This window comes from Pedobacter nanyangensis (genome assembly GCF_003313505.1).
In the GTDB taxonomy this organism is placed as follows: Bacteria; Bacteroidota; Bacteroidia; order Sphingobacteriales; family Sphingobacteriaceae; genus Pedobacter; species Pedobacter nanyangensis.
In genome coordinates this window covers 106473-129390 of sequence record NZ_QMHO01000003.1, presented here as the reverse complement: position 1 = coordinate 129390, position 22918 = coordinate 106473, and the positions used below count along the sequence as shown (strand labels likewise).

Annotated in this window: 24 protein-coding genes; 17 read left to right on the top strand and 7 right to left on the bottom strand. The window is 41.4% G+C overall.

Features of this window, described 5'->3' with window-relative positions; genetic code table 11:
• Window positions 1–6 precede the first annotated feature (6 nt).
• Window positions 7–1323: an adenosylhomocysteinase gene (gene ahcY / locus DUT71_RS06580; RefSeq protein WP_113661747.1), complete on the bottom strand. Its 1317-nt coding sequence runs from the start codon at window positions 1321–1323 to the stop codon at window positions 7–9.
• 207 nt (window positions 1324–1530) lie between these two features.
• Window positions 1531–2292: a 3-keto-disaccharide hydrolase gene (locus DUT71_RS06575; protein ID WP_113661746.1), complete on the bottom strand. Its 762-nt coding sequence runs from the start codon at window positions 2290–2292 to the stop codon at window positions 1531–1533.
• Window positions 2293–2389: 97 nt separating this feature from the next.
• Here DUT71_RS06575 and DUT71_RS06570 point away from each other — a divergent pair, with 97 nt between their 5' ends.
• From DUT71_RS06570 to DUT71_RS06560, 3 genes are all read left to right on the top strand, one after another.
• Window positions 2390–2734: a DUF2752 domain-containing protein gene (locus tag DUT71_RS06570; protein ID WP_205313873.1), complete on the top strand. Its 345-nt coding sequence runs from the start codon at window positions 2390–2392 to the stop codon at window positions 2732–2734.
• A gap of 6 nt (window positions 2735–2740) precedes the next feature.
• Complete coding sequence (locus DUT71_RS06565; RefSeq protein ID WP_205313871.1) at window positions 2741–3238, top strand: CCC motif membrane protein; 498 nt, start codon at window positions 2741–2743, stop codon at window positions 3236–3238.
• Between the two features lie 134 nt (window positions 3239–3372).
• Window positions 3373–3783 carry a BrxA/BrxB family bacilliredoxin gene (locus tag DUT71_RS06560; RefSeq protein WP_113661744.1) on the top strand — a complete coding sequence of 137 codons (411 nt, stop codon included), beginning with the start codon at window positions 3373–3375 and terminating at the stop codon, window positions 3781–3783.
• 142 nt (window positions 3784–3925) lie between these two features.
• On the opposite strand, the gene cdaA is transcribed toward DUT71_RS06560, so the two are convergent.
• A complete protein-coding gene (cdaA, locus tag DUT71_RS06555) occupies window positions 3926–4717 on the bottom strand; it encodes a diadenylate cyclase CdaA (RefSeq protein WP_113661743.1) in 792 nt (263 codons plus the stop codon).
• Window positions 4718–4834: 117 nt separating this feature from the next.
• Window positions 4835–5698 carry a dihydropteroate synthase gene (folP, locus tag DUT71_RS06550; protein WP_113661742.1) on the bottom strand — a complete coding sequence of 288 codons (864 nt, stop codon included), beginning with the start codon at window positions 5696–5698 and terminating at the stop codon, window positions 4835–4837.
• Between the two features lie 60 nt (window positions 5699–5758).
• Between folP and DUT71_RS06545 the strand changes: the two genes are divergently transcribed.
• Genes DUT71_RS06545 through DUT71_RS06525 form a run of 5 tightly spaced genes read left to right on the top strand, consistent with a single transcriptional unit; the run spans window position 5759 to window position 9543 of the window.
• Entirely contained in the window at window positions 5759–6301 is a 543-nt protein-coding gene (locus tag DUT71_RS06545) for a DUF1599 domain-containing protein (protein ID WP_113661741.1), read from the top strand.
• Window positions 6302–6339: 38 nt separating this feature from the next.
• Window positions 6340–7491 carry a BT_3928 family protein gene (locus DUT71_RS06540; RefSeq protein WP_113661740.1) on the top strand — a complete coding sequence of 384 codons (1152 nt, stop codon included), beginning with the start codon at window positions 6340–6342 and terminating at the stop codon, window positions 7489–7491.
• Window positions 7491–8546: an ABC transporter permease gene (locus DUT71_RS06535; RefSeq protein WP_113661739.1), complete on the top strand. Its 1056-nt coding sequence runs from the start codon at window positions 7491–7493 to the stop codon at window positions 8544–8546. Before DUT71_RS06540 ends, DUT71_RS06535 begins: the two co-directional genes overlap by 1 nt.
• A gap of 3 nt (window positions 8547–8549) precedes the next feature.
• A complete protein-coding gene (locus DUT71_RS06530; protein ID WP_113661738.1) occupies window positions 8550–8996 on the top strand; it encodes a DinB family protein in 447 nt (148 codons plus the stop codon).
• Window positions 8997–9039: 43 nt separating this feature from the next.
• The gene (locus DUT71_RS06525) at window positions 9040–9543 is read left to right on the top strand and encodes a shikimate kinase (protein WP_113661737.1); all 504 of its coding nucleotides are present in this window, start codon (window positions 9040–9042) and stop codon (window positions 9541–9543) included.
• A 178-nt stretch (window positions 9544–9721) separates the two neighbouring features.
• Here the strand turns inward: DUT71_RS06525 and DUT71_RS06520 are convergent, their stop codons facing one another.
• Window positions 9722–11941 (bottom strand): NADP-dependent isocitrate dehydrogenase, encoded by a 2220-nt coding sequence (locus tag DUT71_RS06520; protein WP_113661736.1) that lies wholly within the window; start codon window positions 11939–11941, stop codon window positions 9722–9724.
• 202 nt (window positions 11942–12143) lie between these two features.
• Between DUT71_RS06520 and DUT71_RS20510 the strand changes: the two genes are divergently transcribed.
• The 7 genes from DUT71_RS20510 to DUT71_RS06485 all read left to right on the top strand — a co-directional run bounded on the left by DUT71_RS20510 (window position 12144) and on the right by DUT71_RS06485 (window position 19643).
• The gene (locus DUT71_RS20510) at window positions 12144–12278 is read left to right on the top strand and encodes a hypothetical protein (protein ID WP_262510613.1); all 135 of its coding nucleotides are present in this window, start codon (window positions 12144–12146) and stop codon (window positions 12276–12278) included.
• A gap of 305 nt (window positions 12279–12583) precedes the next feature.
• A complete protein-coding gene (gene map / locus DUT71_RS06515; RefSeq protein ID WP_113661735.1) occupies window positions 12584–13348 on the top strand; it encodes a type I methionyl aminopeptidase in 765 nt (254 codons plus the stop codon).
• Window positions 13349–13584: 236 nt separating this feature from the next.
• Entirely contained in the window at window positions 13585–14205 is a 621-nt protein-coding gene (locus DUT71_RS06510; protein WP_113661734.1) for a TetR/AcrR family transcriptional regulator, read from the top strand.
• Window positions 14202–15524, top strand: a complete 1323-nt coding sequence (locus tag DUT71_RS06505; RefSeq protein ID WP_113661733.1) for a TolC family protein — start codon at window positions 14202–14204, stop codon at window positions 15522–15524. The genes DUT71_RS06510 and DUT71_RS06505 overlap by 4 nt, the downstream gene beginning before the upstream one ends.
• 8 nt (window positions 15525–15532) lie before the next feature.
• Complete coding sequence (locus tag DUT71_RS06500; protein WP_113661732.1) at window positions 15533–16570, top strand: HlyD family secretion protein; 1038 nt, start codon at window positions 15533–15535, stop codon at window positions 16568–16570.
• A 117-nt stretch (window positions 16571–16687) separates the two neighbouring features.
• On the top strand, window positions 16688–18235 hold the full coding sequence (locus DUT71_RS06495; protein WP_113661731.1) for a DHA2 family efflux MFS transporter permease subunit: 1548 nt from the start codon (window positions 16688–16690) through the stop codon (window positions 18233–18235).
• A 430-nt stretch (window positions 18236–18665) separates the two neighbouring features.
• Complete coding sequence (locus tag DUT71_RS06485) at window positions 18666–19643, top strand: metallophosphoesterase family protein (protein WP_113661729.1); 978 nt, start codon at window positions 18666–18668, stop codon at window positions 19641–19643.
• A 149-nt stretch (window positions 19644–19792) separates the two neighbouring features.
• On the opposite strand, the gene DUT71_RS06480 is transcribed toward DUT71_RS06485, so the two are convergent.
• On the bottom strand, window positions 19793–20233 hold the full coding sequence (locus DUT71_RS06480) for an SRPBCC family protein (protein ID WP_113661728.1): 441 nt from the start codon (window positions 20231–20233) through the stop codon (window positions 19793–19795).
• Window positions 20234–20244: 11 nt separating this feature from the next.
• Window positions 20245–20658, bottom strand: coding sequence for a VOC family protein (locus tag DUT71_RS06475; RefSeq protein ID WP_113661727.1), 414 nt, complete (start codon window positions 20656–20658; stop codon window positions 20245–20247).
• Between the two features lie 194 nt (window positions 20659–20852).
• Here DUT71_RS06475 and DUT71_RS06470 point away from each other — a divergent pair, with 194 nt between their 5' ends.
• A complete protein-coding gene (locus tag DUT71_RS06470; protein ID WP_113661726.1) occupies window positions 20853–21245 on the top strand; it encodes a BlaI/MecI/CopY family transcriptional regulator in 393 nt (130 codons plus the stop codon).
• 31 nt (window positions 21246–21276) lie between these two features.
• Window positions 21277–22896, top strand: coding sequence for a M56 family metallopeptidase (locus tag DUT71_RS06465; RefSeq protein ID WP_113661725.1), 1620 nt, complete (start codon window positions 21277–21279; stop codon window positions 22894–22896).
• The last annotated feature ends 22 nt before the right edge of the window (window positions 22897–22918 follow it).

Genomic DNA, 22918 nt, shown 5'->3' with positions numbered 1-22918 from the left:
TTAAGATTAGTATCTGTAAGCTTCAGGTTTAAATGGACCTTCAACCGCTACACCAATATACTCTGCTTGGTGAGGATCAAGTACATCTAATTCTACACCGATTTTTTCTAAGTGTAAACGAGCTACTTTTTCATCTAAATGCTTAGGTAACACATAAACTTTATTTTCGTAAGCATCTCTGTTAGTCCAAAGTTCCAATTGAGCCAAAGTTTGGTTAGTGAAGGAGTTACTCATTACAAAACTCGGGTGACCAGTTGCGCAACCTAGGTTTACCAAACGACCTTCCGCCAATACAATGACATCTTTACCGTCGATGGTATATTTATCAACCTGAGGTTTGATTTCAACCTTAGTGTGGCCATAGTTTTTGTTTAACCAAGCCATGTCAATTTCGTTATCAAAGTGACCAATGTTACAAACAATTGCTTTGTCTTTCATCGCTTTGAAGTGCTCGCCACGAACGATATCGCAGTTACCCGTAGTGGTTACTACAATGTCCGCTTCTTTAACTGCGTTAGCGAATTTTTTCACCTCATAACCTTCCATTGCCGCTTGTAAAGCACAAATTGGGTCAATTTCGGTTACAATTACACGTACACCTTGTGAGCTTAACGAAGCCGCAGAACCTTTACCTACGTCGCCGTAACCCGCAACAACTGCTACTTTACCAGCCATCATGACGTCGGTAGCACGACGGATCGCATCTACCAATGACTCACGACATCCGTATTTGTTATCGAATTTTGATTTAGTTACTGAATCGTTCACGTTAATGGCAGGCAAGTGCAAAGTACCGTTTTTCATACGCTCATATAAGCGGTGAACACCGGTAGTCGTTTCTTCTGATAAACCTTTGATTCCAGCAATTAACTCAGGATATTTATCAAATACCATGTTGGTCAAGTCACCACCGTCATCTAAAATCATGTTCAATGGTTGACGCTCAGGACCGAAGTGCAAAGTTTGCTCAATACACCAATCAAATTCCTCTTCGCTTAAGCCTTTCCAAGCATATACCTGAATGCCAGCAGCGGCAATAGCAGCAGCAGCGTGATCTTGGGTTGAGAAGATGTTACATGAAGACCAAGTTACCTCAGCTCCAAGTTCTACTAAAGTTTCAATTAAAACTGCAGTTTGGATGGTCATGTGCAAACATCCTGCAATTCTAGCACCTTTTAGGGGTTTTGTTGGACCAAATTCTTTTCTTAATGACATTAAGCCGGGCATTTCTGCCTCTGCCAATTCGATCTCTTTGCGGCCCCATTCCGCCAGTGAAATGTCCTTAACTTTGTAAGGTACGTAAGTTGTCTCTACTGATGACATATTGTTTTTGTTTAAAATTTGAGTAGCAAAGTTACGAGATATGGTTGTGAAAGCAAAATACAAAAGATTGGCTTTTGTAAGTGGTTAACCATAAGTGGAAACTTTTAAAGGCATGTAACGCAGCGGATTTTGGGCTTGTTTTAAGGTGATAAAACAAAACAGCGCAGCTGAATATCAACTACGCGATCTTTATTAAATCGAAATGTTCTACAACTCCCTTATCCAGATATTTCTAAAACTAATCGGTTCGCTCGGGTCTCCATGGTCTTGTAACTTAATAGGGCATGCACCGTGTGCTTTTTTATAGGAAGGAGCACCGATGTATTGCGTAGGTCCAGTAAGCGTGGTATTGTTTTGCACTAACACGCCGTTAAAAAATACGGTTACCCTTGCAGGTGTGTTTAAGGAACCATCGGTTTTAAAAGTAGGAGCGGTCCAAATCACATCATAAGTTTGCCACTCGCCCGGTTTTTTATTGGCATTGGCTAAAGGTGCAAACTGCTTGTAAATACTGCCCGCTTGTCCGTTTACGTAGGTATCATTGTTGTAGTTGTCCAAAATTTGTAGTTCATAACCATCGTCACCGCCGCCGGTAGAAGCTAAAAATAAACCACTATTGCCTCTTCCCTGGCCTTTGCCGGTAATGTTGGCAGGAATTTTCCATTCCAAATGCAACTGGTAGTTTAAAAATGATTTCTTGGTTTGGATATTGCCGGTCCCTTTTTTCACCGTAAATGCGCCGTTTGCAACGGTCCATAACGCAGGCTTGCTATTGTCTTTTACTGAAACCCATTGGTCCAGGTTTTTGCCGTCAAAAAGAATAAGGGCATCAGAAGGAGCATCTGCAAAATGGGCACCAGTGCTAACCTTTGGAGGTACCGGTTTATAAACTTCAGTATCTTCGGGTTTTTGGGCATTGGCATTAAACACTAAAAGAGCTAATGCAGGTAAGATCAAACGTTTCATCATTTCCAATATTTATATAGAAAAATAATCCAAATAATTTAATAAACGGCATAGGTGTAATTAGCAGGCAATTTAATATTTTAGCAGCTAAATGAAAGGTATGCCAGTCGTATTTTTTTTGTTGCTAGTTGGCGAGGGCAGTGGAGTGACCCACTGGCTCGAAAAACATCTGCTTTCCTGTCCTTTTAAAACCTTCACCGGCATTGACTGCCCTGGCTGCGGTCTTCAAAGGTCATTTGTGGCGCTGTTGAAGGGCGACGTTTGGATGTCTTTTAAGTTTTATCCAGCCACGCTGCCCATTTTAGCCTTGTTCATTTTTACCATTTTACATTTAAAATTTGATTTTAAAAACGGTGCGTTCCTCATCAAGGGGATGTATATCTTTGCTACCGTTATCATTGTAACCAATTATCTTTATAAGATTTATCATCACCAATTATTCTAAAAAGCGATGTCAGAGGAACAAGAAGGCCAAGGGCCAAATAGCCAACCAAATCAAGAAAATTCACAGAATCCGCAGAACCCACAATGGCAACAAAATCCACAAGGTTCTCAAGGTTTTAATCGGCCTAACCCCAATAACCCTTTTCCTCCGTACGGCGGGGGATTTGGTGGTATGCAGATGGCTTTGCCCAACGCTACCATTGTTTTGGTATTAGGTATTTTATCAATTGTGACCTGTTGCTGTTTTTACGGTGTAGTTGGATTAGTATTGGGTATAGTTGCGTTAATTTTAAGCAGAAAAGACAAGCAAAACTATTTGGCCAACATGAGCTATTACACCCTAAGTTCCTACAAAAATTTAAATGCGGGCCGGGTTTGCGCCATTATCGGTTTAATTTTAAGTGGGATTATATTATTGCTTTGTGTACTTTTCGCCATTTTCTTTGGCTTTAGTACACTTACCGATGAAGAGGCAATTAGGCAGATGCTGAAGGAATTGCAATAGGACTTGACCGTGGGAAATGGCAATTGATGGGATTGATAAACATCATTTGAATGTTAAACTTAATTGCCAAGCAGCCAAAGTCATAGAATGATAGACAAAATGATTATTTTTGTAGCCACATTTAAAAAATAGATATGTATCCAGAATATTTAGTAGCGCCAATGCGTGCCGAGTTAACCAATGTTGGTTTTAATGAGCTAACCACTCCCGAAGAGGTTGATGCTGCAATTAAGAGCGAAGGAACCGTATTTGTAGTGGTAAACTCTGTTTGTGGTTGTGCGGCTGCCAATGCTCGTCCTGCAGCTAAATTGGCTGCGGCCAATGCAAAACATCCAGATAGATTGGTAACTGTTTTTGCCGGCATGGAAAAAGATGCGGTAGATCAAGCAAGATCATATATGGCACCTTTCCCTCCATCTTCGCCTTCGATGGCATTGTTTAAAGATGGTAAATTAGTTCACATCATTGAACGTCATCAAATTGAAGGCCGACCTGCACAAATGATTGCCGAAAACCTAATTGGTGCATTTGAGCAATACTGCTAGTTCATAGATAGAAAAATAAAGGAGCAAAAATTAGAGATCACTCTTTAATCTTTGCTCCTTTTTATTTGAATGCAATCTTGGCTTTAAGCTCTTAGTCTTTATTCTTTGCTCTTTGCTCTTTATTCCTTGCTCTTTACTCCTCTTAAAAATCTTTATTAAGTAGTTTTTCCAGTTCGCCAAAAGAAACATTCATCCGTACACGCCCTTGTTTGGCATAGGCTATCTCTCCGGTTTCTTCTGAAATGATTACTGCAACGGCATCTGTGGATTCAGAAACACCAATTCCAGCCCGGTGCCTCAATCCAAATTGTGCAGGAAGTTTGTTGTTATCGGTAAGAGGCAGGATACAGCTGGCACTCTTGATTTTATTTTCTGAAATTACCACGGCGCCGTCATGTAAAGGACTGTGTTTTTGGAATATACTTTCTAACAAACGCTTAGAGATTTTGCTGTCGATGATTTCGCAACTGTTCGTGAAAAACTCATCATCATAATACTTTACAAATACCATTAGTGCTCCTGTGCGTGATTTTTTCATGCTTTTACAGGCGTCAATAATCGGTTTTATCCTTAAAAGGTTATCACGTTCAATGTTCTTGCTGCCAAATAAGTAGCCCCACCAGGCCTTGTTCTTTTGTAGGAAAGTAGTTTTGCCAATGTGCAACAGGAAACGTCTGATCTCTGGTTGAAAAATAATCACCAACGCCAAAATTCCCACACTCATGAACTTATTGATAATGGCTTCCAGCAATTCCATGTGCAGGCCCTTTACAATATAGTACACCAATACAATAATCACCATACCCAGTATAAGGTTTACGGCTAAAGTGTTGCGTATAAGACTATAGATGTAATAGATGATAATGGCTACCAATACCACATCTATGGCGTCAATCCAGGTAATTTTAAGGAAATCGAAATCAAGGTTTTTCATTGTTGTACAAGATAGCTATTTAGGTTAACTCTTCCTTTCTTAATGTTTTATTTTTAGGTACCAGTAACTAGAGGTTAGTTGAAACAGTTGGTCGAGCAAAAGATTAATCCCAATGAACTAATGAGCCAGTGAACTAATCCTATTAACCAATTCCACACATTCCACGGCTTCTTTTACATCATGAACCCTCAAAATATGAGCGCCTTTGAGCAAAGCAGCCGTATTGAGTACGGTGGTGCCGTTCAAAGCTTCTTCTGTTTTTATACCAAGGACTTTCGTGATCATCGATTTTCTGGAAAAGCCCACCAGTAATGGCAGTTCAAAGAAATTGAGCAGTTCCATTTCGTGCAATAGCTGATAGTTGTGGTCTAGCGTTTTGGCAAACCCAAATCCAGGGTCCAGAATAATGTCTTTCACGCCAAGGCTCTGCAACATTTTGATTTTTTCACTGAAGTAGGCGAAAACCTCCTTGGTTACATTTTCGTAAGCGGGGCTATCTTGCATATTTTGCGGCGTACCTTTCATGTGCATCATGATGTAGGGCACTTGCAGCTTGGCCACCGTTTCGAACATTTTTTCGTCCAGGTTGCCCGCGGCGATGTCATTGATCAAATGTGCGCCAGCATAAACACTTTCTTCCGCCACCTTAGCCCTAAAAGTATCCACAGATAACAGCACCTCTGGATATGATTGGTTGATGGCTTTGACGGCGGGAACCATTCGTTCCAATTCTTCTTCTTCACTTACCTCAGCGGCTCCCGGCCGAGAAGAATAAGCACCTAAATCGATGAACTTTGCGCCGGCCTTTAGAAAGTGCTCAACCCGGCTCAATACATCATCAATATTCTTTGCACGACTATTCTGGTAAAACGAATCAGGGGTGAGGTTAAGAATTGCCATGACCGAGGGCTTGCTAATGTCAACAAGTTTGCCCTTACAGTTTAGCGTTTGTTTTCGGTTTAAAAATGTATCTTTAGCCATCAGTTTACAAAAAACAAAAATAGCCGTTTTATTGGCTAAACCTTAAATATTTTAATTGTTTTGGCATCAAATACTTCTTTAGAATTCGACCAGGTGATTGCGGTTTGCAAATCGCTGTTTATTAAAAAAACCAAAGATTATGGCACGGCTTGGCGTATTCTGCGCCCTGCTTCCATTACCGACCAGATATTTATCAAGGCACAACGGATTAGAACGCTGGAAGAAAAAAAGGTTTCTAAAGTAGGAGAGGACATTTCTTCGGAGTACATCGGGATCATTAACTATTGCGTGATGGCCATTTTGCAATTGGAACTTGGGGAAAACGAACCAAATGAGCTGGGTGTAGAAGTTGTGGAAGCCTATTACGACCAACGTGTAAAAGAAACGAAGGATTTGATGTTCGATAAAAACCACGATTACGGCGAAGCTTGGCGTGATATGCGTATCAGTTCCTTAACCGATTTGATTTTGATGAAGATATTGAGGGTGAAGCAAATAGAAGATAATGATGGGCAAACACTCGCTTCAGAAGGGATTAAAGCTAATTATCAGGATATGTTGAACTATGCGGTGTTTGCATTAATTAAATTGGGAATAGCTTAGTACAAATTGCCCATTCACCTAACGGTAAAACAAAGTATATGAACAAAGCACTTTTTAATTTTTCGAAATGGTTTGTTGGGATTCTGTTTGTCTTTTCGGGATTAATTAAAGCGAACGATCCTATTGGCTTTGGTTATAAGCTTCAGGAATATTTCGCGGTTTTCCATATGAGCTTTCTCGATGGCTGGGCAACAGGCATAGCCATTTTGCTGTGTGTACTGGAAATTGTGTTTGGTGCGCTATTGCTGTTGGGAATCTTCAGGAACTTGGTGGTAAAGGGTTTATTGGCCACCATTATCTTTTTCACTTTTCTCACTTTTGTTTCGGCGGCCTTTAAGGTAGTAACTTCCTGTGGTTGTTTTGGCGACGCTATTCCGTTAACGCCTTGGCAATCGTTCAGCAAAGATGTGGTTTTACTGCTGTTGATCATTTACCTGTACATCAAAAAAGAATGGATCAAACCCATTACCGAAAAGCCGGGCCTTCAAAGTGCGCTGTTTGCGGCAGTTTTTACAGCTTCGCTATTGTTTGGAACTTTCACTTATAACTATTTGCCTATTATTGATTTTCTTCCTTACAAAGTAGGTTCGAATATTCCCGAGAACATGAAAATCCCTGAGGGCGCACCAGTAGATGAATATCTCATCATGTACGATTTGAAGAACAAAAAAACGGGCGAGACTCAAACCATGAGCGACAAGGAATATATGAGCAAGGAAGTTTGGAAAGATGACCATTGGGAAGTAACCGGCTCGCCATCGCGTAAGCTGATAAAAAAAGGCTACGATGTGAAGATCAAGGACCTGCTCATTACCGACGCCTCGGGGACCGATTATACCAAGGAAATTGTAGAAAATCCTTACTACAGCTTGGTAGTAGTGGCTTATAATTTGAACGAAACCAGCGAAAATGCCATGGCTAATATCAATGCGTTGGCTTTAAATGCTGCCGAGCAGTTTAATATCAGAACCGTATTGCTTACTTCCAGCTCGGCACGTGATGCCGAAAAATTCAGTAAGCGTATGAAATTATTTATGGAGGTTTTTTATGCCGATGGTGTGCCCCTGAAAAGTATGGTAAGGGCCAACCCTGGAGTGCTTTTGCTTAAAAACGGCACCATTGTCAACAAATGGCACTACCATTCATTACCTTCGTTTGATCAGTTCACCGAAAAATATTTCAGTAAATAATGGGTCTTTACACACTCCGAAAGTTGTTGTACGGATTGGCCGTAATGGCTGGCGTAGTTGCAGTGGTTTTTGTACTGTTCAATATTTTGCCCGGTGACCCAGCCCGTATGACCATGGGACAGCGTTCAGATGTACAGTCATTGGAGGCAGTACGCAAAGAGTTTGGATTAGATAAGTCGAAACCTGAGCAATTTTTGCTGTACGTAAACGATTTGTCGCCCATTAGCGTTCATCCCAACACTGCAGAGAGCCAACAGAAATATCATTACCTCAAGTTACTTAAAATAGGGGATAATGCTTTGGTGCTTAAAAAACCATATCTGCGCCGATCATACCAAACCAAAAGAGATGTAACCACCATTTTATCGGAAACCGTGCCCAATACCTTTGTGCTGGCATTAACGGCCATGATATTTGCAACCATTATTGGCGTATTTTTAGGGGTGCTATCGGCAGTTTATAAAGGAACCTGGATAGATAAAGCGGCTAATATGTTCGCCATTTTGGGAATTTCGGCTCCGGCCTTTTTCGCAGGAATCATTATTGCCTGGCTGTTCGGTTTTGTATTGTCTGATTATACGGGACTGAACATGAGCGGAAGTTTATACAGTTACGATCCGTTTAAGGGCGAGATTATTACGTTGAGGAATTTATGGCTGCCTATGATTACCCTGGGGCTTCGTCCTTTGGCTATTATTGTGCAACTTACCCGTAGCGCCATGTTGGATGTACTTTCCCAGGATTATATCCGAACGGCTAGGGCAAAGGGCCTTTCTCGTAAAACGATTATCTATAAACATGCCCTCAAAAATGCACTAAATCCTGTAATTACCGCCATTTCAGGTTGGTTCGCATCGTTGTTGGCCGGATCGTTTTTTGTAGAATATATTTTTGGCTATAACGGTTTGGGGCGTACTACGGTATATGCCTTGGAAATGTCTGATTTCCCCGTAGTAATGGGATCTATTTTATTTATTGCATTTGTTTTTGTGGTGGTAAATATTTTGGTTGATTTGTTGTACGCCTGGATTGATCCCAGAGTGAAACTAGCTTAGTACATGGATATTAAGGAATTTATTAAATATACGAAAAAGGCCGACGAAATCATGATGAAGGCTTTGGCCGATACAGGTTTTTCCATTCCTGATGCCAACACCTTGTTAAGCCATATATTAAGTGCACAGCACATTTGGGCAAAGCGAATGTTGACCGAGCAACCAACCTATGCCGTTTGGGAGGTATTCCCTCCTGAGGATTTTGAAGCTATTTATGCCGCCAATTTGGCCTTGCTCGAAGATATTGCCGCCACAAAACCTCCAGAAGAAATTGTTAATTATTCCAACTCCGCTGGTGAGGTATTTAGCAGTACGGTTGGCGAAATTTTAATGCACGTTTGCAACCATGGCACCTACCACCGCGGACAATTGGCTAAAATGTTGAAACAGGCGGGCTATGCCGTACCTCTTACAGACTATATTATGTTAAAGAGAAAGGGATTGATATAGCGCCCTGCTGGTCAATCCGAGTAACAAATCAACAGGTAATAAAATGAAAATATTTTTAGTGGGATTTATGGGCTGCGGTAAAAGTACCAAAGCAAAACAGTTAGCGAGTTTGTTGGCCTGTCCGGTAATTGATATTGATGCGGTAATTGTAGAGCAACAACAAATGAGCATTGCTGATTATTTTGCAGCCAATGGAGAGGCCGCCTTTCGTCAATTGGAAAATGAAATGCTTAAATCTTTTGACTATCCTGAAACTTGTGTGGTGGCTACGGGCGGAGGTTTGCCCTGCTATTTTGACAACATGGAGTGGATGAACCAAAATGGCGTTACCGTTTACCTAGAAATGACTCCGCCTCAACTGGTTTCGAGGTTGCACAATAGGGATAAACGTCCTTTGTTGAAGGGAATGGATGATGAACAGCTGTTAACTTTCATTGTTGGTAAATTGGAAGAGAGAAATGTGTTTTATCATCAGGCTAAACTCGTTATCAATGCTTTTGATTTAGATCCAAAACAATTGCTGGAAGAGATCAAATCGCTTAATTGATAGAATTCAAGCCAACAATCTTATCCACTGGGCTATTTTTAATGGGTTAAAGGTTACTTTAACCCTCCTGCGGTTGCCAAGTTGACAATGAGCAGGTTGGCTTGGAAATAAAGTAGCCATAAAAAAATCCCTACTCGTTTTGAGCAGGGATTTTTTATATCAGTAATCAATTACCAGATTATAAACTGGCCAAAGCACTGTTCAAAGTTGCACTTGGACGCATCGCTTTTCCTGCCAACTCATCGTCAGGGTTGTAGTAACCACCTACGTTTTGTGCTTTTCCCTGAGCAGCAATCAGCTCTTCCGAAATTTTAGCTTCGTTTTCAGCCAATGCTTTTGCCAATGGTTCAAATTTAGCCTTTAGCTCAGCATCTTTAGTTTGTGCAGCCAAAGCTTCGGCCCAATATAAAGCTAAATAGAAATGAGAACCACGATTATCGATGGTGCCCAGTTTTCTGCCCGGAGATTTATCCGTTGCCAAGAATTTAGCGTTAGCTTCATCTAAAGCATCGGCCAACACTTGCGCTTTGGCATTGTTCTGCGTTTGAGCCAAGTGCTCCAACGAAGCTTGTAAAGCCAAAAACTCCCCTAATGAATCCCAACGCAAATAACCTTCTGTTAAAAATTGTTCCACATGCTTAGGAGCAGAACCCCCAGCACCAGTTTCAAATAAACCGCCACCGTTCATCAATGGCACAATCGACAACATTTTTGCAGAAGTACCCAGCTCTAAAATCGGGAATAAATCTGTTAGGTAATCACGCAATACGTTGCCTGTTACCGAAATCGTGTCTTCGCCTTTACGGATACGCGCTAAAGTGAATTTAGTAGCTTCAATTGGAGAAAGAATGCGAAGGTCTAATCCATTGGTATCAAAATTTGGCAAGTATTTGTTTACTTTTTTGATGATTTCTCTATCGTGTGCTCTGTTTTCATCTAGCCAGAAAACCGCTGGTGTGTTGGATAAACGAGCTCTGTTTACCGCTAATTTAACCCAGTCTTGAATAGGAGCGTCTTTCGTTTGGCACATGCGGAAAATATCACCTTTTTCCACGGCTTGCTCAAAAAATACGTTCCCAGCAGCGTCGGTTACGCGAATGGTACCATTTGCCGCAGCTTGGAAAGTTTTGTCGTGTGAACCATACTCCTCAGCTTTTTGTGCCATTAAACCTACGTTCGGCACCGAGCCCATGGTTTTAGGATCAAAGGCACCATGTTGCTTACAATCCTCAATAGTAGCGGTATATACCCCGGCATAGTTTCTATCTGGAATTAAAGCCAAAGTATCTTGCTGTTTGCCTTCCTTATTCCACATTTGGCCCGAAGTACGGATCATTGCAGGCATTGAAGCATCTACAATCACATCAGAAGGCACGTGTAAGTTGGTAATTCCCTTATCAGAGTTTACCATGGCTAAAGCTGGTCCGTTGGCAATTGCGGCATCAATCGCAGCTTTTACTTCTGCTTCTTGCGGCTGGCCTGCAATTTTCGCATAAACATCACCTAAACCGTTACGGGTATCTACGCCTAAAGTTTTAAACAACTCTGCGTATTTCTCAAAAACGTCGGCAAAGTAAACTTCTACAATCGCACCAAAAATGATCGGGTCTGAAACCTTCATCATGGTTGCTTTTAGGTGGGCCGAAAGTAAAACGCCAGCCGCTTTTGCTTCTTTGATCGCTTCGGCAACAAATGCTTTTAATTTAGCAAGGCTCAATACTGAACTGTCAATCACCTCGCCTGCCTTTAAGTTGGCCAAGCCTTTAAGTTCGGTAACTGCACCGTCAGCACCTACAAATTCAATTTTAAATTGTGTATCGTTCTCTACCGTTGTTGATTTCTCCGAACCATAAAAATCGCCTTCGCTCATGCTTGCCACGCTCGTTTTAGAATCTGCAGACCAAGCTCCCATTGAATGAGGGTTAGCTTTTGCATAGTTTTTCACCGCTTTTGGCGCTCTACGGTCAGAGTTTCCTTCACGCAATACCGGGTTTACGGCCGATCCGAGCACTTTTGCATATTTCGCTTTGATGGCTTTTTCTTCTTCGGTTTGTGCATCCTCTGGATAGTTGGGTACTGCAAAACCTTGGGATTGCAACTCAGCAATAGCAGCTTTTAACTGAGGAATAGAAGCAGAAATGTTAGGTAGCTTGATGATATTAGCCTCTGGGGTATTCGCCAATTGGCCTAGTTCTGTCAATGCATCTCCAATTTTTTGGTCATCCTTTAAAAACTCTGGAAAGTTTGCTAAAATCCTTCCCGCCAAAGAGATGTCCCTTGTTTCTACTTCAATACCCGCCGAAGCCGTGAAAGCTTGTACGATGGGCAATAAAGAGTAGGTAGCCAACAATGGAGCCTCGTCTGTTTTGGTATAGATAATTTTTGATGAGTTTGACATGTGTTTTTATTTTTTAAGAAAGTTTGAAATAAAAATGTCCAAAAAAGGACTGGTTTGATAAAATCGCCTAAAGATAAAATAAACAAGCGAAATTTATAACAGCTTAGTGTTATTTATACATTAAAATCACTCTTTATCGGTAAGTGCCGTGTAACAATTCAAAGCAGAAATCGTTCTAACTAAAAACCGAAAAAACTAAACCATGAACAAGGAAGAATTATTAAAATCTAAGTGGTTCAAAATAGCCTTTCCCATCATCATCATCATCATTATTATCGCTATTTATCAAAACGGATACGCTTTTGGCGAATGGCTATATGCCAAACTACATCCCTAATCGTAAATTTCCTTTTAGATTTGTCCCCTTTATCCACATGGGTTGTTTTTGTAAAAAGTATTTTAATAACTTAACAAAATAACATCATGAATGAATTTTATTATTGATTAGGGAAGCGGTCAACTACCTGCTTCTTAGCTAGAAGAAAGGTTATCACGAAGCGTTAAAGCAGGTCTAATCAACAGCAGACAAGCAATTCATATTCTCCAGGAAAAAGGACATTTCTGTGTCAAGTAAAACGATACGCTCTGGAAAAAGCCCTCCTTTTTGTACCTTTGCCGTCGAAATTTAACCCGTTAAAGCCCATGTCAATTACCAACGAAGTCGAATTACAAGGAATGCAAAAAGCTAGCGAGGCAGTAGCACTTACGCTAAAAGCGATGATAGATTATGCCAAAATAGGGATGAGCACTAAAGAACTGGATGATTTTGGCGCAAAGCGTTTGTCTGAACTTGGTGCAAAATCTGCTCCTTATCTCACTTATGGTTTCCCTGGCTTTACCTGCATTAGTGTTAATAATGAATTTTGCCACGGCATTCCATCTGAGCAAAGGATATTGCAGGAAGGAGATTTGATCAACATTGATGTTTCTGCTGAACTAAACGGATTTTGGTCGGATAACGGCTGTTCTTTTGTATTGGGCAATGATATTCATGGGCATTACAAATTGATCAATGCCTCCAAAGAAATTCTGCAAAAGGCCATTGCCAACATCAAAGGGGGCGTTAAAATTTCCGATATTGGGCATTTGATCGAAACAGAAGCAAGAAAGCGTGGCTACAAAGTGATCAAAAACCTTACTGGTCATGGGGTTGGTCGTAGCTTGCATGAAGAGCCACATGAGGTGGCCAACTACCGAGATCGATTTAATCAAACCCGATTTAAAAAAAACTCGGTAGTAGCAATCGAAACTTTCATATCAACCGATTCCACCTATGCCGAAACCCTAGGCGATGGCTGGACCATGGTGGGCAACAGGGGCGGTTATATGGCCCAACACGAGCATACCATTATGGTTACCGATGGGAAACCTGTTATTCTTACGGAAAAGAACGGCGTTTGGGAGTAGATATTATCCTTTATACTTTCCCCTTAATACAACAAAAGGCTTCGCACTAACCAAATCGATAAAAAACAATGCCACGATGTGCCTATTTGGCTATGTTTTATAGTTAGCTGTCCAAATGAACCACGTAAACACATCGTAAAGCTATCATCCTTTTATCATTTTTTTGTCAAACAAAATAGTTGTATAATTAAATTAATCAATCGTTTGATTAATTTTGTACCGTTAAAAAAATAAAGATGGAAAAGACCGATAAAAAAACTGATATTCTTGTAGCTGCGGAGAAGCTTTTTTGTGAGTATGGTTTCGAAGGAACTTCTACCCGTCAAATCGCGGCTGAATCAGGTGCCAACATGGCCATGATCAACTATTATTTTGGAAGCAAAATGGGTGTTTTCCAGGAAATTATGGAAGAAAGAGTGATGAGTTTCAAATCTCAGCTCAATCAAATCAAAGAGGAAAACATTCCCGCCAAAGAGAAGCTATTAAAGGTAATTGATAAATATGCCAGCCGTATTTTAAACAATGCCAACTTCCATAAAATGATGCATCGCGAGCTTTCGCTTTCATTGCGTCCAGAGGTATTTGACCAGATCAAAGCTGCCATGGGGCAAAATCTCATCGTGATTGAAGACATCATTAAAGAAGGTATCGAAGCTGGAGACTTTAGACCAGTAGATATCAGAATGACCATAGTAAGTGTTATGGGAACGATATCAATGGTAACCACTTCTCCAAACAAAATTGCTCCCGACAGTAACTACGACCTAGAAAACGAAAAAGACAGGGAAATCATTAAAGCCAGATTAATTGACCACCTACAAGAAATGATCCTTACGCACTTAACACCCAAAAAATGATATCAACAAAAATCAGGTTGCTTTTGATAGGTTTGGCTACACCCTTCATCCTGCAAGCTCAAACTACAAAGCAATTAAGTTTACAAGAAGCGGTAGATTTAGGTATTGCCAACAGTAAAAACCTGAAACTATCGCAACAAAAAATAGACGAAGCGGTAGCAAAATTGGCTACGGTAAAAGATAACGCCTTGCCAACCGCAACCGCTAGCTTCATGTACAACCATGCCGAAATCCCAACCAACACCTTGAAAATAGGGGAGGGCAATCCCATCCATCTACCAAACAGGGCCGACGCCTTTGTGGGGACCGCAGCAGTGCAAGAACTGGTGTATGGTGGCGGCAAGTTGAAATATGCCCAAGAATCCACCAAACTTTTAAAAGAAGTAGCGGTACTTGATGCGGATAAGAACAAAGAAGAAGTAAGCTATGCCGTGGTTAACGGATACTTTTCGCTTTATAAATTATTACAAAGCAAAAAAGTAGTAGCGCAAAATCTTACGGCCATTGCTAAACAGTTGAAACAAGCGCAACGCTTTTATGAACAGGGCTTGGTCACCAAAAATGACGTGTTGAGGTTCCAACTACAACAGGCTAATGTTTCGTTAACGGAAATGGAGATTGAGAACAACAGAAAAATAGTGAACTACAACCTCGATATTTTGTTGGGCCTGCCTGAAAACACCGATATTGAAACTAAAGGTGCCGACGACACCTTGCCTCAAATAGGAACGCTTGCCAACTACCTTGGCACGGCCATGTCCAACAGGCAGGAGCTGCAACAATTGGGCATACAACACAAAGTGGCCGATTATAACATCAAATCTATCAAAGCTAACATGTTACCCACCGTAGGTTTGGGCGCCAACCTTTACTACGTGAACCCAAGTGGCAAGTTTATTCCCAGCAGCCAACAATACATTATGCCAATTACCCTGGGCGCCAATATCAGCTGGAACATTGCTTCGTTATGGAGCAACAAAAACAAAGTTGCCGAAGCCAAAATACAACAACTAGAAATAGATACCCAAAAGGAAATTTTAACCGATAACGTTAAAACCGAACTGAATAGGAACTATCAAAACTACCAATTGGCCATACAAAAAATTGCGGTGTTGGAAACTTCTATTGCCCAAGCAAGTGAAAACGATAGGTTGTTAGAATCTAAATACCAAAACAACATTGCTTCCGCCATTGATAGAATTGATGCAGAGACCCTGCTTTATCAAGCTAAAATCAACTTGGAATTAGCCAAAGCCGATGCCAAATTAGCTTACTACACTTTATTAAAATCCACAGGAAAAATATCACAAAATAACTAAGCATAACCATGACAAAGCCAGCAAAAAAGAAAAATAAAGTAATCCCTGTTATACTTGGCGCACTCATTATCATTGGTGCAGTATTTGGTTACACCGAATATAGCTACTACAGCAAACACGTAGATACTGATGACGCTCAAATTGACGGTGATATTAGCCCCGTAATTGCCAGAGTAAGCGGTTACGTAAAAGACATCAACTTTGAAGAAAACACTCAGGTAAGCCAAGATCAGGTATTGGTTACCCTTGATGATAGCGACTATAAAATTAAGCTGGAGCAGGCACAGGCCGGACAAGTTGGAGCCAACGCCAGCGTAGGCGTTTCGCAGGCACAAATTGCGGCTACTGCCGCCAATACCAGCACCGCAAAAGCCAACATAGAAGCGGCTAAAGTAAAGCTTGAATTGGCTAAAAAAGACTACGACAGGTATGAAAACTTGGTGAAAGACGGCTCGATAACCAGGCAGGCATTTGACCAGGCCAAAGCTCAAAAAGAAACAGCCCAAGCTACTTATGATGCTGCCGTTGACCAATATAACGCTGCCGTTAAACAAGTAGGCACCACTCAATCGCAACTGAGCGTAAGCAATTCGGGCGTTAGCCAACGCCAAGCTGATGTTGATTTTGCCAAACTTCAACTTTCGTACACGCAAATCAAAGCCCCCGCAACAGGTATCGTCTCCAAAAAAAATGTACAAAAGGGCCAATTGGTACAAGCTGGCCAATCGCTATTTTCTATTGTTAACGAAAACAGCATTTACGTAACTGCCAACTTTAAAGAAACCCAGTTGGAAAAAATCCACTCAGGACAAAAAGTAAAAATAGACGTAGATGCTTATCCCGACCAGGAAATTGAAGGTGAAGTTTACAATTTCTCGCCCATCACTGGTGCCAAAGGTTCGTTGCTACCTCCGGATAACGCCACCGGAAACTTCGTGAAAGTAGTACAGCGTGTTCCAGTAAAAATCAAAATCATCAACAAAGACAAAGCAATTTTAGAGAAACTGCGCCCAGGAATGAGCGTAAAAGTATCTGTTGCGATATAATGAGTTGTAGGTTATCAGTTTTAAGTTATAGATCTGGATTAGTATGCTAATAAATGTTTAATCACTTTAATTAGAAACTTGTCTCAAATCTAAATACTCATATCTAAGTACTAAATAATGGCCGAAGTAGGTTTAAAAAAATGGATCATCACGTTTACGGTAATCACGGCAGCCCTTTTGGAGCTCATAGATACCACCATTGTAAACGTGGCATTGCCCCAAATACAAGGTAACCTTGGCGCTACGCTCGAAGATGTAGCCTGGCTATCTACCGGCTACGCCGTAGCCAACGTAATTGTACTGCCCATGTCTGGTTGGTTAGGCAGTAGGTTTGGCCGAAAAAATTACTTTCTATTTTCTATCATCCTGTTTACCATTGCCTCTTTTTTATGCGGCAACGCCGATAATTTATGGGAACTGGTAGGTTTCCGTATTTTACAGGGACTGGCTGGCGGTGGCTTAATTTCAACGGCACAAGCCATCCTCATTGAAACCTGGCCACGCGAAGATGTAGGTATCGCCACAGCCTTGTTTGGCCTAGGAGCCGTAGTGGGTCCAACCGTAGGCCCTACCATTGGAGGTTACATCTTAGAAATTACCACCTGGCCCTGGATATTTTACGTCAACATTCCAGTGGGCATCCTGGCGGCCTATTGTGCCTACATGTTTGTCCGAGAAACACCCAAGGACGGCAAGGGTGCACCTATCGATTGGTGGGGGATTGTATTATTGGCCGTGGCCATTGGCAGCTTGCAAACCGTATTAGAAAAAGGTGAAAGCGAAGACTGGTTTGCCACACCATACATCACAGCTCTTGCCATTACCTCCGTTTTTGGCATCCTGTTCTTCATTTGGCGTGAATTAAGTACCGACCATCCTATCGTAAACTTTAAAATCATGAGACATCGAAGCTTCTCCATCGGGATGATTACTTCATTTGTACTCGGTTTTGGATTATATGGTTCCGTGTTCGTTTTCCCCATTTTCTGTCAAAACCTGTTAGGTTTCTCGCCGCTGCAAACCGGAGAGCTGTTTATTGCCGGCGGCCTATGTACCATTGCCATGATGCCCTTTATTGGCATTATGCTTAAAAAAGGTGTGCCTGCCCAATTTATGGCCACTGGCGGAATGATCTTGTTTTTCATCTTCTGTCACATGCTCAGCAAATCAACCCTTTCATCAGGCACCGAGCAGTTCTTTTGGCCTTTGGTGATCAGGGGATTTGGCATGGCATTGCTTTTTGTACCCTTAACCACCTTGGCTATCCAAGACCTCAAAGGCGCAGAAATAGGTCAAGGTTCGGGACTAAACAACATGATGCGCCAATTGGGAGGCTCTTTTGGCATTGCAGCCCTAACCACCTTGATCCACGTAAGACAAGGTTTCCACCGAAACAACCTTTTAGTAAATATTAACGAAAACAATCCAGCATTTACCGAACGTTTAAACGGCCTTATCCACAATTTTATGGCAAAAGGTGCTGCATTTTTAGATGCAAAACTGATGGCCATGAAAGCCATAGAAGGAGCCGTAATTAAACAGACCCTACTGCTAACCTATAGCGACGCTTATTGGGTAGCTGGAGGCGTAATGTTATGTTCAATTCCGCTTTTATTCTTGCAAAAATTTAAAAAGAACGTGAACATGCCCGTAGATGCGCATTAATACTCCACACACAATAACCTAAAAAAGGCCGGCTTTATGCTGGCCTTTTTTGCTCGCAGCAGCTCACCCCGAGGTGCGGGTAATCCTTTTCCAACCACCATCCTTCGAAATCCTTCGCTGCGCCCTACCTACCAGTGGCCCGTAACAGCACCCCATATTTGCCTGTCGAAAATTATGGCAACAACACCGGTAATAGAACTTGAAAAGCTACTCCCTACACCATCGCCTCCTACAGTCCCACTTTCCGCTGCAATCTTTTTGTTGAACCTTCTTGCTGTTATGCCAAGGTACGGCCAATCTCCTGCTCAAGTGCAACCCTTTGGGGTCCTTCACTACGTTCAGGACGGCCGCACAACAAAAAGTATTTCCGCTACAATTGGGTTTATCGTTTTACGGCACAGCAATAAACTCCTTTTCCTATCTTAGCCTAATGAAGCCACTCCATATCGTTACGCTTGTACTGTTTAGTTTGATTTGTCCCTCTTGGCAAATTGAACCGCAACCAAAAACCGTTAAAATAGCGGTCATCAGCGATTTAAATTCCAGTTATGGTGCTACCGTTTATCATCCAGATGTAGCAACTACCTTAAAAGCGCTCGACAGCATTAAGCCCGACATCATCTTATGCGGTGGCGATATGGTAGCGGGACAAAAAGCTTCCCTTACCAAAGCACAACTTCAAAACATGTGGAGCAGCTTCAACAACCATGTGCTCAAGCCAATCCAGAAGATGAACGTACCTTTTGGATTTACCGTAGGTAATCACGATGCTTCCCCAAGTTATCAGGAGGATAGGCAAACGGCACAAGAATTTTGGATGGCAAAACGCAGCCAATTAGGGTTAAAATATGTCGACGACAGCCATTTTCCTTTTTATTTTAGTTATCAGCAACAAAATATCTTCTTCATTAGTTGGGACGCTGCCGGCGCTACAGTAAACCAAGAAGTATTTAATTGGATGGAACAGCAGCTGCAATCGAAAGCGGCTAAAAAAGCGAAGTTGCGAGTGCTATTGGGTCATTTACCCCTATATGCTATTGTAGCTAGTAAAAACAAGCCGGGCGAAGTGCTGGCACACCACCAGGATGCCGCCAATTTCTTCAGGAAAAATGGCATTGATTTGTATATCAGCGGCCACCAACATGCTTATTATCCTGCCCGCCAGCAACAATTGCGCCTACTTAATGCTGGCTGTATTGGCGAAGGTCCAAGGCCTTTATTGGGCGATGACAAACCAGCCACCAGAGCCTACACCATTATTGAAGTGCCAATTAATAACGCCAAGTTGTTTGACTACAAAACTTTCGTTCCCAACACAGGAAAGCAAATTGAACTTTCGCAACTTCCAGATTCGGTAGTGGGTTTTAATGGAATTTCTAAAAAAGACAGGGCAGCCAGCAGTTTGTAGCTACCTACGCCGTTACCTCAATAGGAGCGGAAAGGCCCAGCCACCAACAAACAATGTTGTTAGCTAGAAACTATTTATAACATCGTGGCAGATTGCTCACATGCGCACGAAATAATGGCAATCGCAATGTTTCTTGCTCCGAAACATTGCTAGCCCTCTGCCAGCTCCTTAACCTTTTCCAAAGCCTTTGGCCAGGTTTCCTCAAAGTAAGACTTGTATTCTTCGGTGGTATCCATCTCCACACTTAACACCGATTTGCCATCTTGTTTGGTACTAATTTTATAGTTTTCAAAAGCATTGCCCCATTTTTTCACTTCTTCACTTTCATAATCCTCCACACCATTTTTGTAAAAGCCCAAATGCTGGATCGAAATGAATTCATTGGGAATATGGTCGGCAATTTTTGAGACCATTCCTTCATCTTTTTTACCCAAAAACAAAGCTTTGCTACCCTTTTTCCAGTCAGTTATTACTCTAGAACCTTCTGCAAAAAAAGTTGTCCAAAGAGGATAGGTGGTTTCTCCCAGCAAAATGTCCCAAACTTTTTCTTTAGGAGCATCAATTTCAATTTTAAAATAAATCCGTTCCATAGTTTTGTTTTTTATTGAGGTAATTTACTAAAATCCATGAACAAAACATTCCATTTGTGGCCATCAGGATCAGTAAAGCCCCCGCCATACATCCAGCCGTCCCTTTCGCCGCCTTTGGCAAAAATATGGGCACCAGCTTCTGCGGCCCGCTCTAAAATAGCGTCTACACCTTCTTTATTTTCGGCATCAATGGAAATCAAGCACGCTGTAGCACCGGATAAATCTGCAATTTGAAAGGGAGTGAAAGTTTTAAACGCTTCCTCCGTAAAAAAGTTCACAATAAAATCTTTCTGGCCTATTTTAAACGAAGCCATTGAATTGCTTTTTGGGGCATGCTCGTTTAATTTAAAGCCAATTTTGGAGAAAAATTCGGTCGTTTTTGCAATGTTTTTAACAGGTAGGTTAAGCCAAATTTCTTTTGTCATGGTCTAAGGGTTTAGTGGATAACCAAATTTCACCAAAATTATTGGTGTACTAGGGGTTAAAAAACGACAATAACAAGGCGCAAAAACGACAAAATTTTTCACTTTAAAAGCAAGATCATATACAACTTGTTGATTTTTAAGGTTAAAATTAAAGTAAGTATTGTTTCGTACGAAAGTTATCCTACCTTTGTGCTATGGAAGAGAAGCAATCTATCAATTCAATCCCAGAGCCTACCAGAGCTGAGCTGGAGGTATTGCAGGTGTTATGGGAATTTGGCCCTAGTACAGTCCGCTTTGTAAACGACGAACTGAACAAACAAAGAGAAGTAAATTATACTTCCACTTTAAAGCAAATGCAGATTATGGCCGAAAAAGGCATCCTTAATCGTGATGCGAGCCAAATGAAACATATTTATATGCCCGTACAGGCTGAACTTAAAACAAAAGGACAATTGCTAGACAGGTTTGTGGATACACTTTACAAAGGCTCGGCCGCTAACTTGGTGATGCAGTTACTAGATCACAAAAAAACATCGAAAGCAGAATTAGAAGAAATCAAAAGGTTATTGGATGAGCTTGAGAAATAGATAAAACCAAATAAAAAGAACCACAAACTATATGGAATTTAAATGGGTTAATCTTTTGCCGTCGACATGGATGGAGACATTGTTTGAAACATTGTTCCATTCTTTATGGATAGGCGTAGTGATGGCATCGCTTGCAGCCTTGGTTATGGTAGGTACTAAAAACAGTGCGCCAACTTTGAGATACAATTTGTTGGTAGGGCTACTGGGGCTGTTCGTGCTGAGTATGGCGGCGGTTTTGGTGCTGAGCGTAAACCACGTGAATATTGCGGCTTACTTATTCAGTTTTGACCAAGCACAGCACAAAGTACTGTTTAATTTTCAGTTGGATATTTTTTTGGCGCTGAGCCAGTTTCTAGAAGCGCTAAAGAATTATACCAATCCAATGATGTTGATTTGGATAGCCGTTATCCTTTTTAAATCTGCGCAGTTACTGCTTGGGCTGCATGCCGTAGGGCGTCTTAAGAAAAGCCAAACTTTTGCCGCAGGCCATTTTTGGGAGCAAAAAGTTGATCAGCTTGCACAGCAACTGCAGATCAATCAGGGAATTTCTATTTTGCAATCTGGATTGGCAAAAATCCCAATGGTTATCGGGCACCTCAAGCCTGTTGTTTTAATGCCTATCGGCTTGTTAAATCATTTAAGTTTAGCTGAAGTAGAAGCTATTTTAGGTCATGAACTGGCGCATATCAAACGTAAAGATTATCTCGTAAACATTCTTCAAAACACGCTGGAGGTATTGTTTTTCTTCAACCCAGCGGTGTTATGGTTATCAAAAATGATTAAGGAAGAAAGGGAAAACTGCTGTGATGACTTGGCCATAGCTTGTACAAATGACAAGAACGGCTATTTGAAAGCCCTGGTTTCCTGTCAGGAATTTAGCCTAAACGCTACCGGTTTTGCAATGTCAATGGCCAATGGCAAAAGCCAGCTGATTAGCCGTATTCGCAGAATTGCATTTAACCAAAGAACTGCTTTAACGGCTTTGGAGAAAACAACCTTAATTATTGCGCTATTTTGCTTTCTGGGAGTAGTTGCGGCTTTTAAAATAAGCAGGTCGCACATACAGAAATCATCGCCGTCTAAAAAGGAAATTACCTACCGTGCGGGACTTGGCCATACATCTCAAAATGCAAAACAGAATGACCAAAAAACGATGAAAAGTATTGAGCCCGTAAAAAAATCAAGCTTTTTGTTTAAGGAAACGATAACTGGAGACGTTTTGGAATTGGCCGAAGCCAATGATTTAGAGCCTATCGAAGATCCTGTTTTGCCACAAGCCAAACCAGAAACGCCTGTGAGCCCGGTAAAACCTGTAAAGAGTGCTGTGGTAGTTGTAATGCAGCCCACATCAAATTTTATCTGTGAGCCTGAAGGTGTTTCTACCACTACAACCATAACTACTACAACCAGCACGGTTAAAATAGATGGTAAGGTAGTGGTGCGTGTTGTTCACGACGGCAAAGATGCCAGCCAGGAGATACAGAAAGAAATGTTACAGGACAACCTTATTCTTGGGGGGGAGAAATTACACGATATCCTCACCGAAAATGAAATGCAAATCAACGGTGTGATACAAGATGCCAATGTGCATCATAAATACAAGGAAAAATACATTAAACGACCAGATACCCAGTATCGAATTGGCAGTTAAACCTCAATAAACAACTAAACTT

Excerpts from the sequence above, each read along its gene's own strand:
- ahcY (WP_113661747.1), bottom strand. The coding sequence starts at position 1,323 with ATGTCATCAGTAGAGACAACTTACGTACCTTACAAAGTTAAGGACATT.
- DUT71_RS06575 (WP_113661746.1), bottom strand. The coding sequence starts at position 2,292 with ATGATGAAACGTTTGATCTTACCTGCATTAGCTCTTTTAGTGTTTAAT.
- DUT71_RS06570 (WP_205313873.1), top strand. The coding sequence starts at position 2,390 with ATGCCAGTCGTATTTTTTTTGTTGCTAGTTGGCGAGGGCAGTGGAGTG.
- DUT71_RS06565 (WP_205313871.1), top strand. The coding sequence starts at position 2,741 with ATGTCAGAGGAACAAGAAGGCCAAGGGCCAAATAGCCAACCAAATCAA.
- DUT71_RS06560 (WP_113661744.1), top strand. The coding sequence starts at position 3,373 with ATGTATCCAGAATATTTAGTAGCGCCAATGCGTGCCGAGTTAACCAAT.
- cdaA (WP_113661743.1), bottom strand. The coding sequence starts at position 4,717 with ATGAAAAACCTTGATTTCGATTTCCTTAAAATTACCTGGATTGACGCC.
- folP (WP_113661742.1), bottom strand. The coding sequence starts at position 5,698 with ATGGCTAAAGATACATTTTTAAACCGAAAACAAACGCTAAACTGTAAG.
- DUT71_RS06540 (WP_113661740.1), top strand. The coding sequence starts at position 6,340 with ATGAACAAAGCACTTTTTAATTTTTCGAAATGGTTTGTTGGGATTCTG.
- DUT71_RS06535 (WP_113661739.1), top strand. The coding sequence starts at position 7,491 with ATGGGTCTTTACACACTCCGAAAGTTGTTGTACGGATTGGCCGTAATG.
- DUT71_RS06530 (WP_113661738.1), top strand. The coding sequence starts at position 8,550 with ATGGATATTAAGGAATTTATTAAATATACGAAAAAGGCCGACGAAATC.
- DUT71_RS06525 (WP_113661737.1), top strand. The coding sequence starts at position 9,040 with ATGAAAATATTTTTAGTGGGATTTATGGGCTGCGGTAAAAGTACCAAA.
- DUT71_RS06520 (WP_113661736.1), bottom strand. The coding sequence starts at position 11,941 with ATGTCAAACTCATCAAAAATTATCTATACCAAAACAGACGAGGCTCCA.
- DUT71_RS20510 (WP_262510613.1), top strand. The coding sequence starts at position 12,144 with ATGAACAAGGAAGAATTATTAAAATCTAAGTGGTTCAAAATAGCCTTT.
- map (WP_113661735.1), top strand. The coding sequence starts at position 12,584 with ATGTCAATTACCAACGAAGTCGAATTACAAGGAATGCAAAAAGCTAGC.
- DUT71_RS06510 (WP_113661734.1), top strand. The coding sequence starts at position 13,585 with ATGGAAAAGACCGATAAAAAAACTGATATTCTTGTAGCTGCGGAGAAG.
- DUT71_RS06505 (WP_113661733.1), top strand. The coding sequence starts at position 14,202 with ATGATATCAACAAAAATCAGGTTGCTTTTGATAGGTTTGGCTACACCC.
- DUT71_RS06500 (WP_113661732.1), top strand. The coding sequence starts at position 15,533 with ATGACAAAGCCAGCAAAAAAGAAAAATAAAGTAATCCCTGTTATACTT.
- DUT71_RS06495 (WP_113661731.1), top strand. The coding sequence starts at position 16,688 with ATGGCCGAAGTAGGTTTAAAAAAATGGATCATCACGTTTACGGTAATC.
- DUT71_RS06485 (WP_113661729.1), top strand. The coding sequence starts at position 18,666 with ATGAAGCCACTCCATATCGTTACGCTTGTACTGTTTAGTTTGATTTGT.
- DUT71_RS06480 (WP_113661728.1), bottom strand. The coding sequence starts at position 20,233 with ATGGAACGGATTTATTTTAAAATTGAAATTGATGCTCCTAAAGAAAAA.
- DUT71_RS06475 (WP_113661727.1), bottom strand. The coding sequence starts at position 20,658 with ATGACAAAAGAAATTTGGCTTAACCTACCTGTTAAAAACATTGCAAAA.
- DUT71_RS06470 (WP_113661726.1), top strand. The coding sequence starts at position 20,853 with ATGGAAGAGAAGCAATCTATCAATTCAATCCCAGAGCCTACCAGAGCT.
- DUT71_RS06465 (WP_113661725.1), top strand. The coding sequence starts at position 21,277 with ATGGAATTTAAATGGGTTAATCTTTTGCCGTCGACATGGATGGAGACA.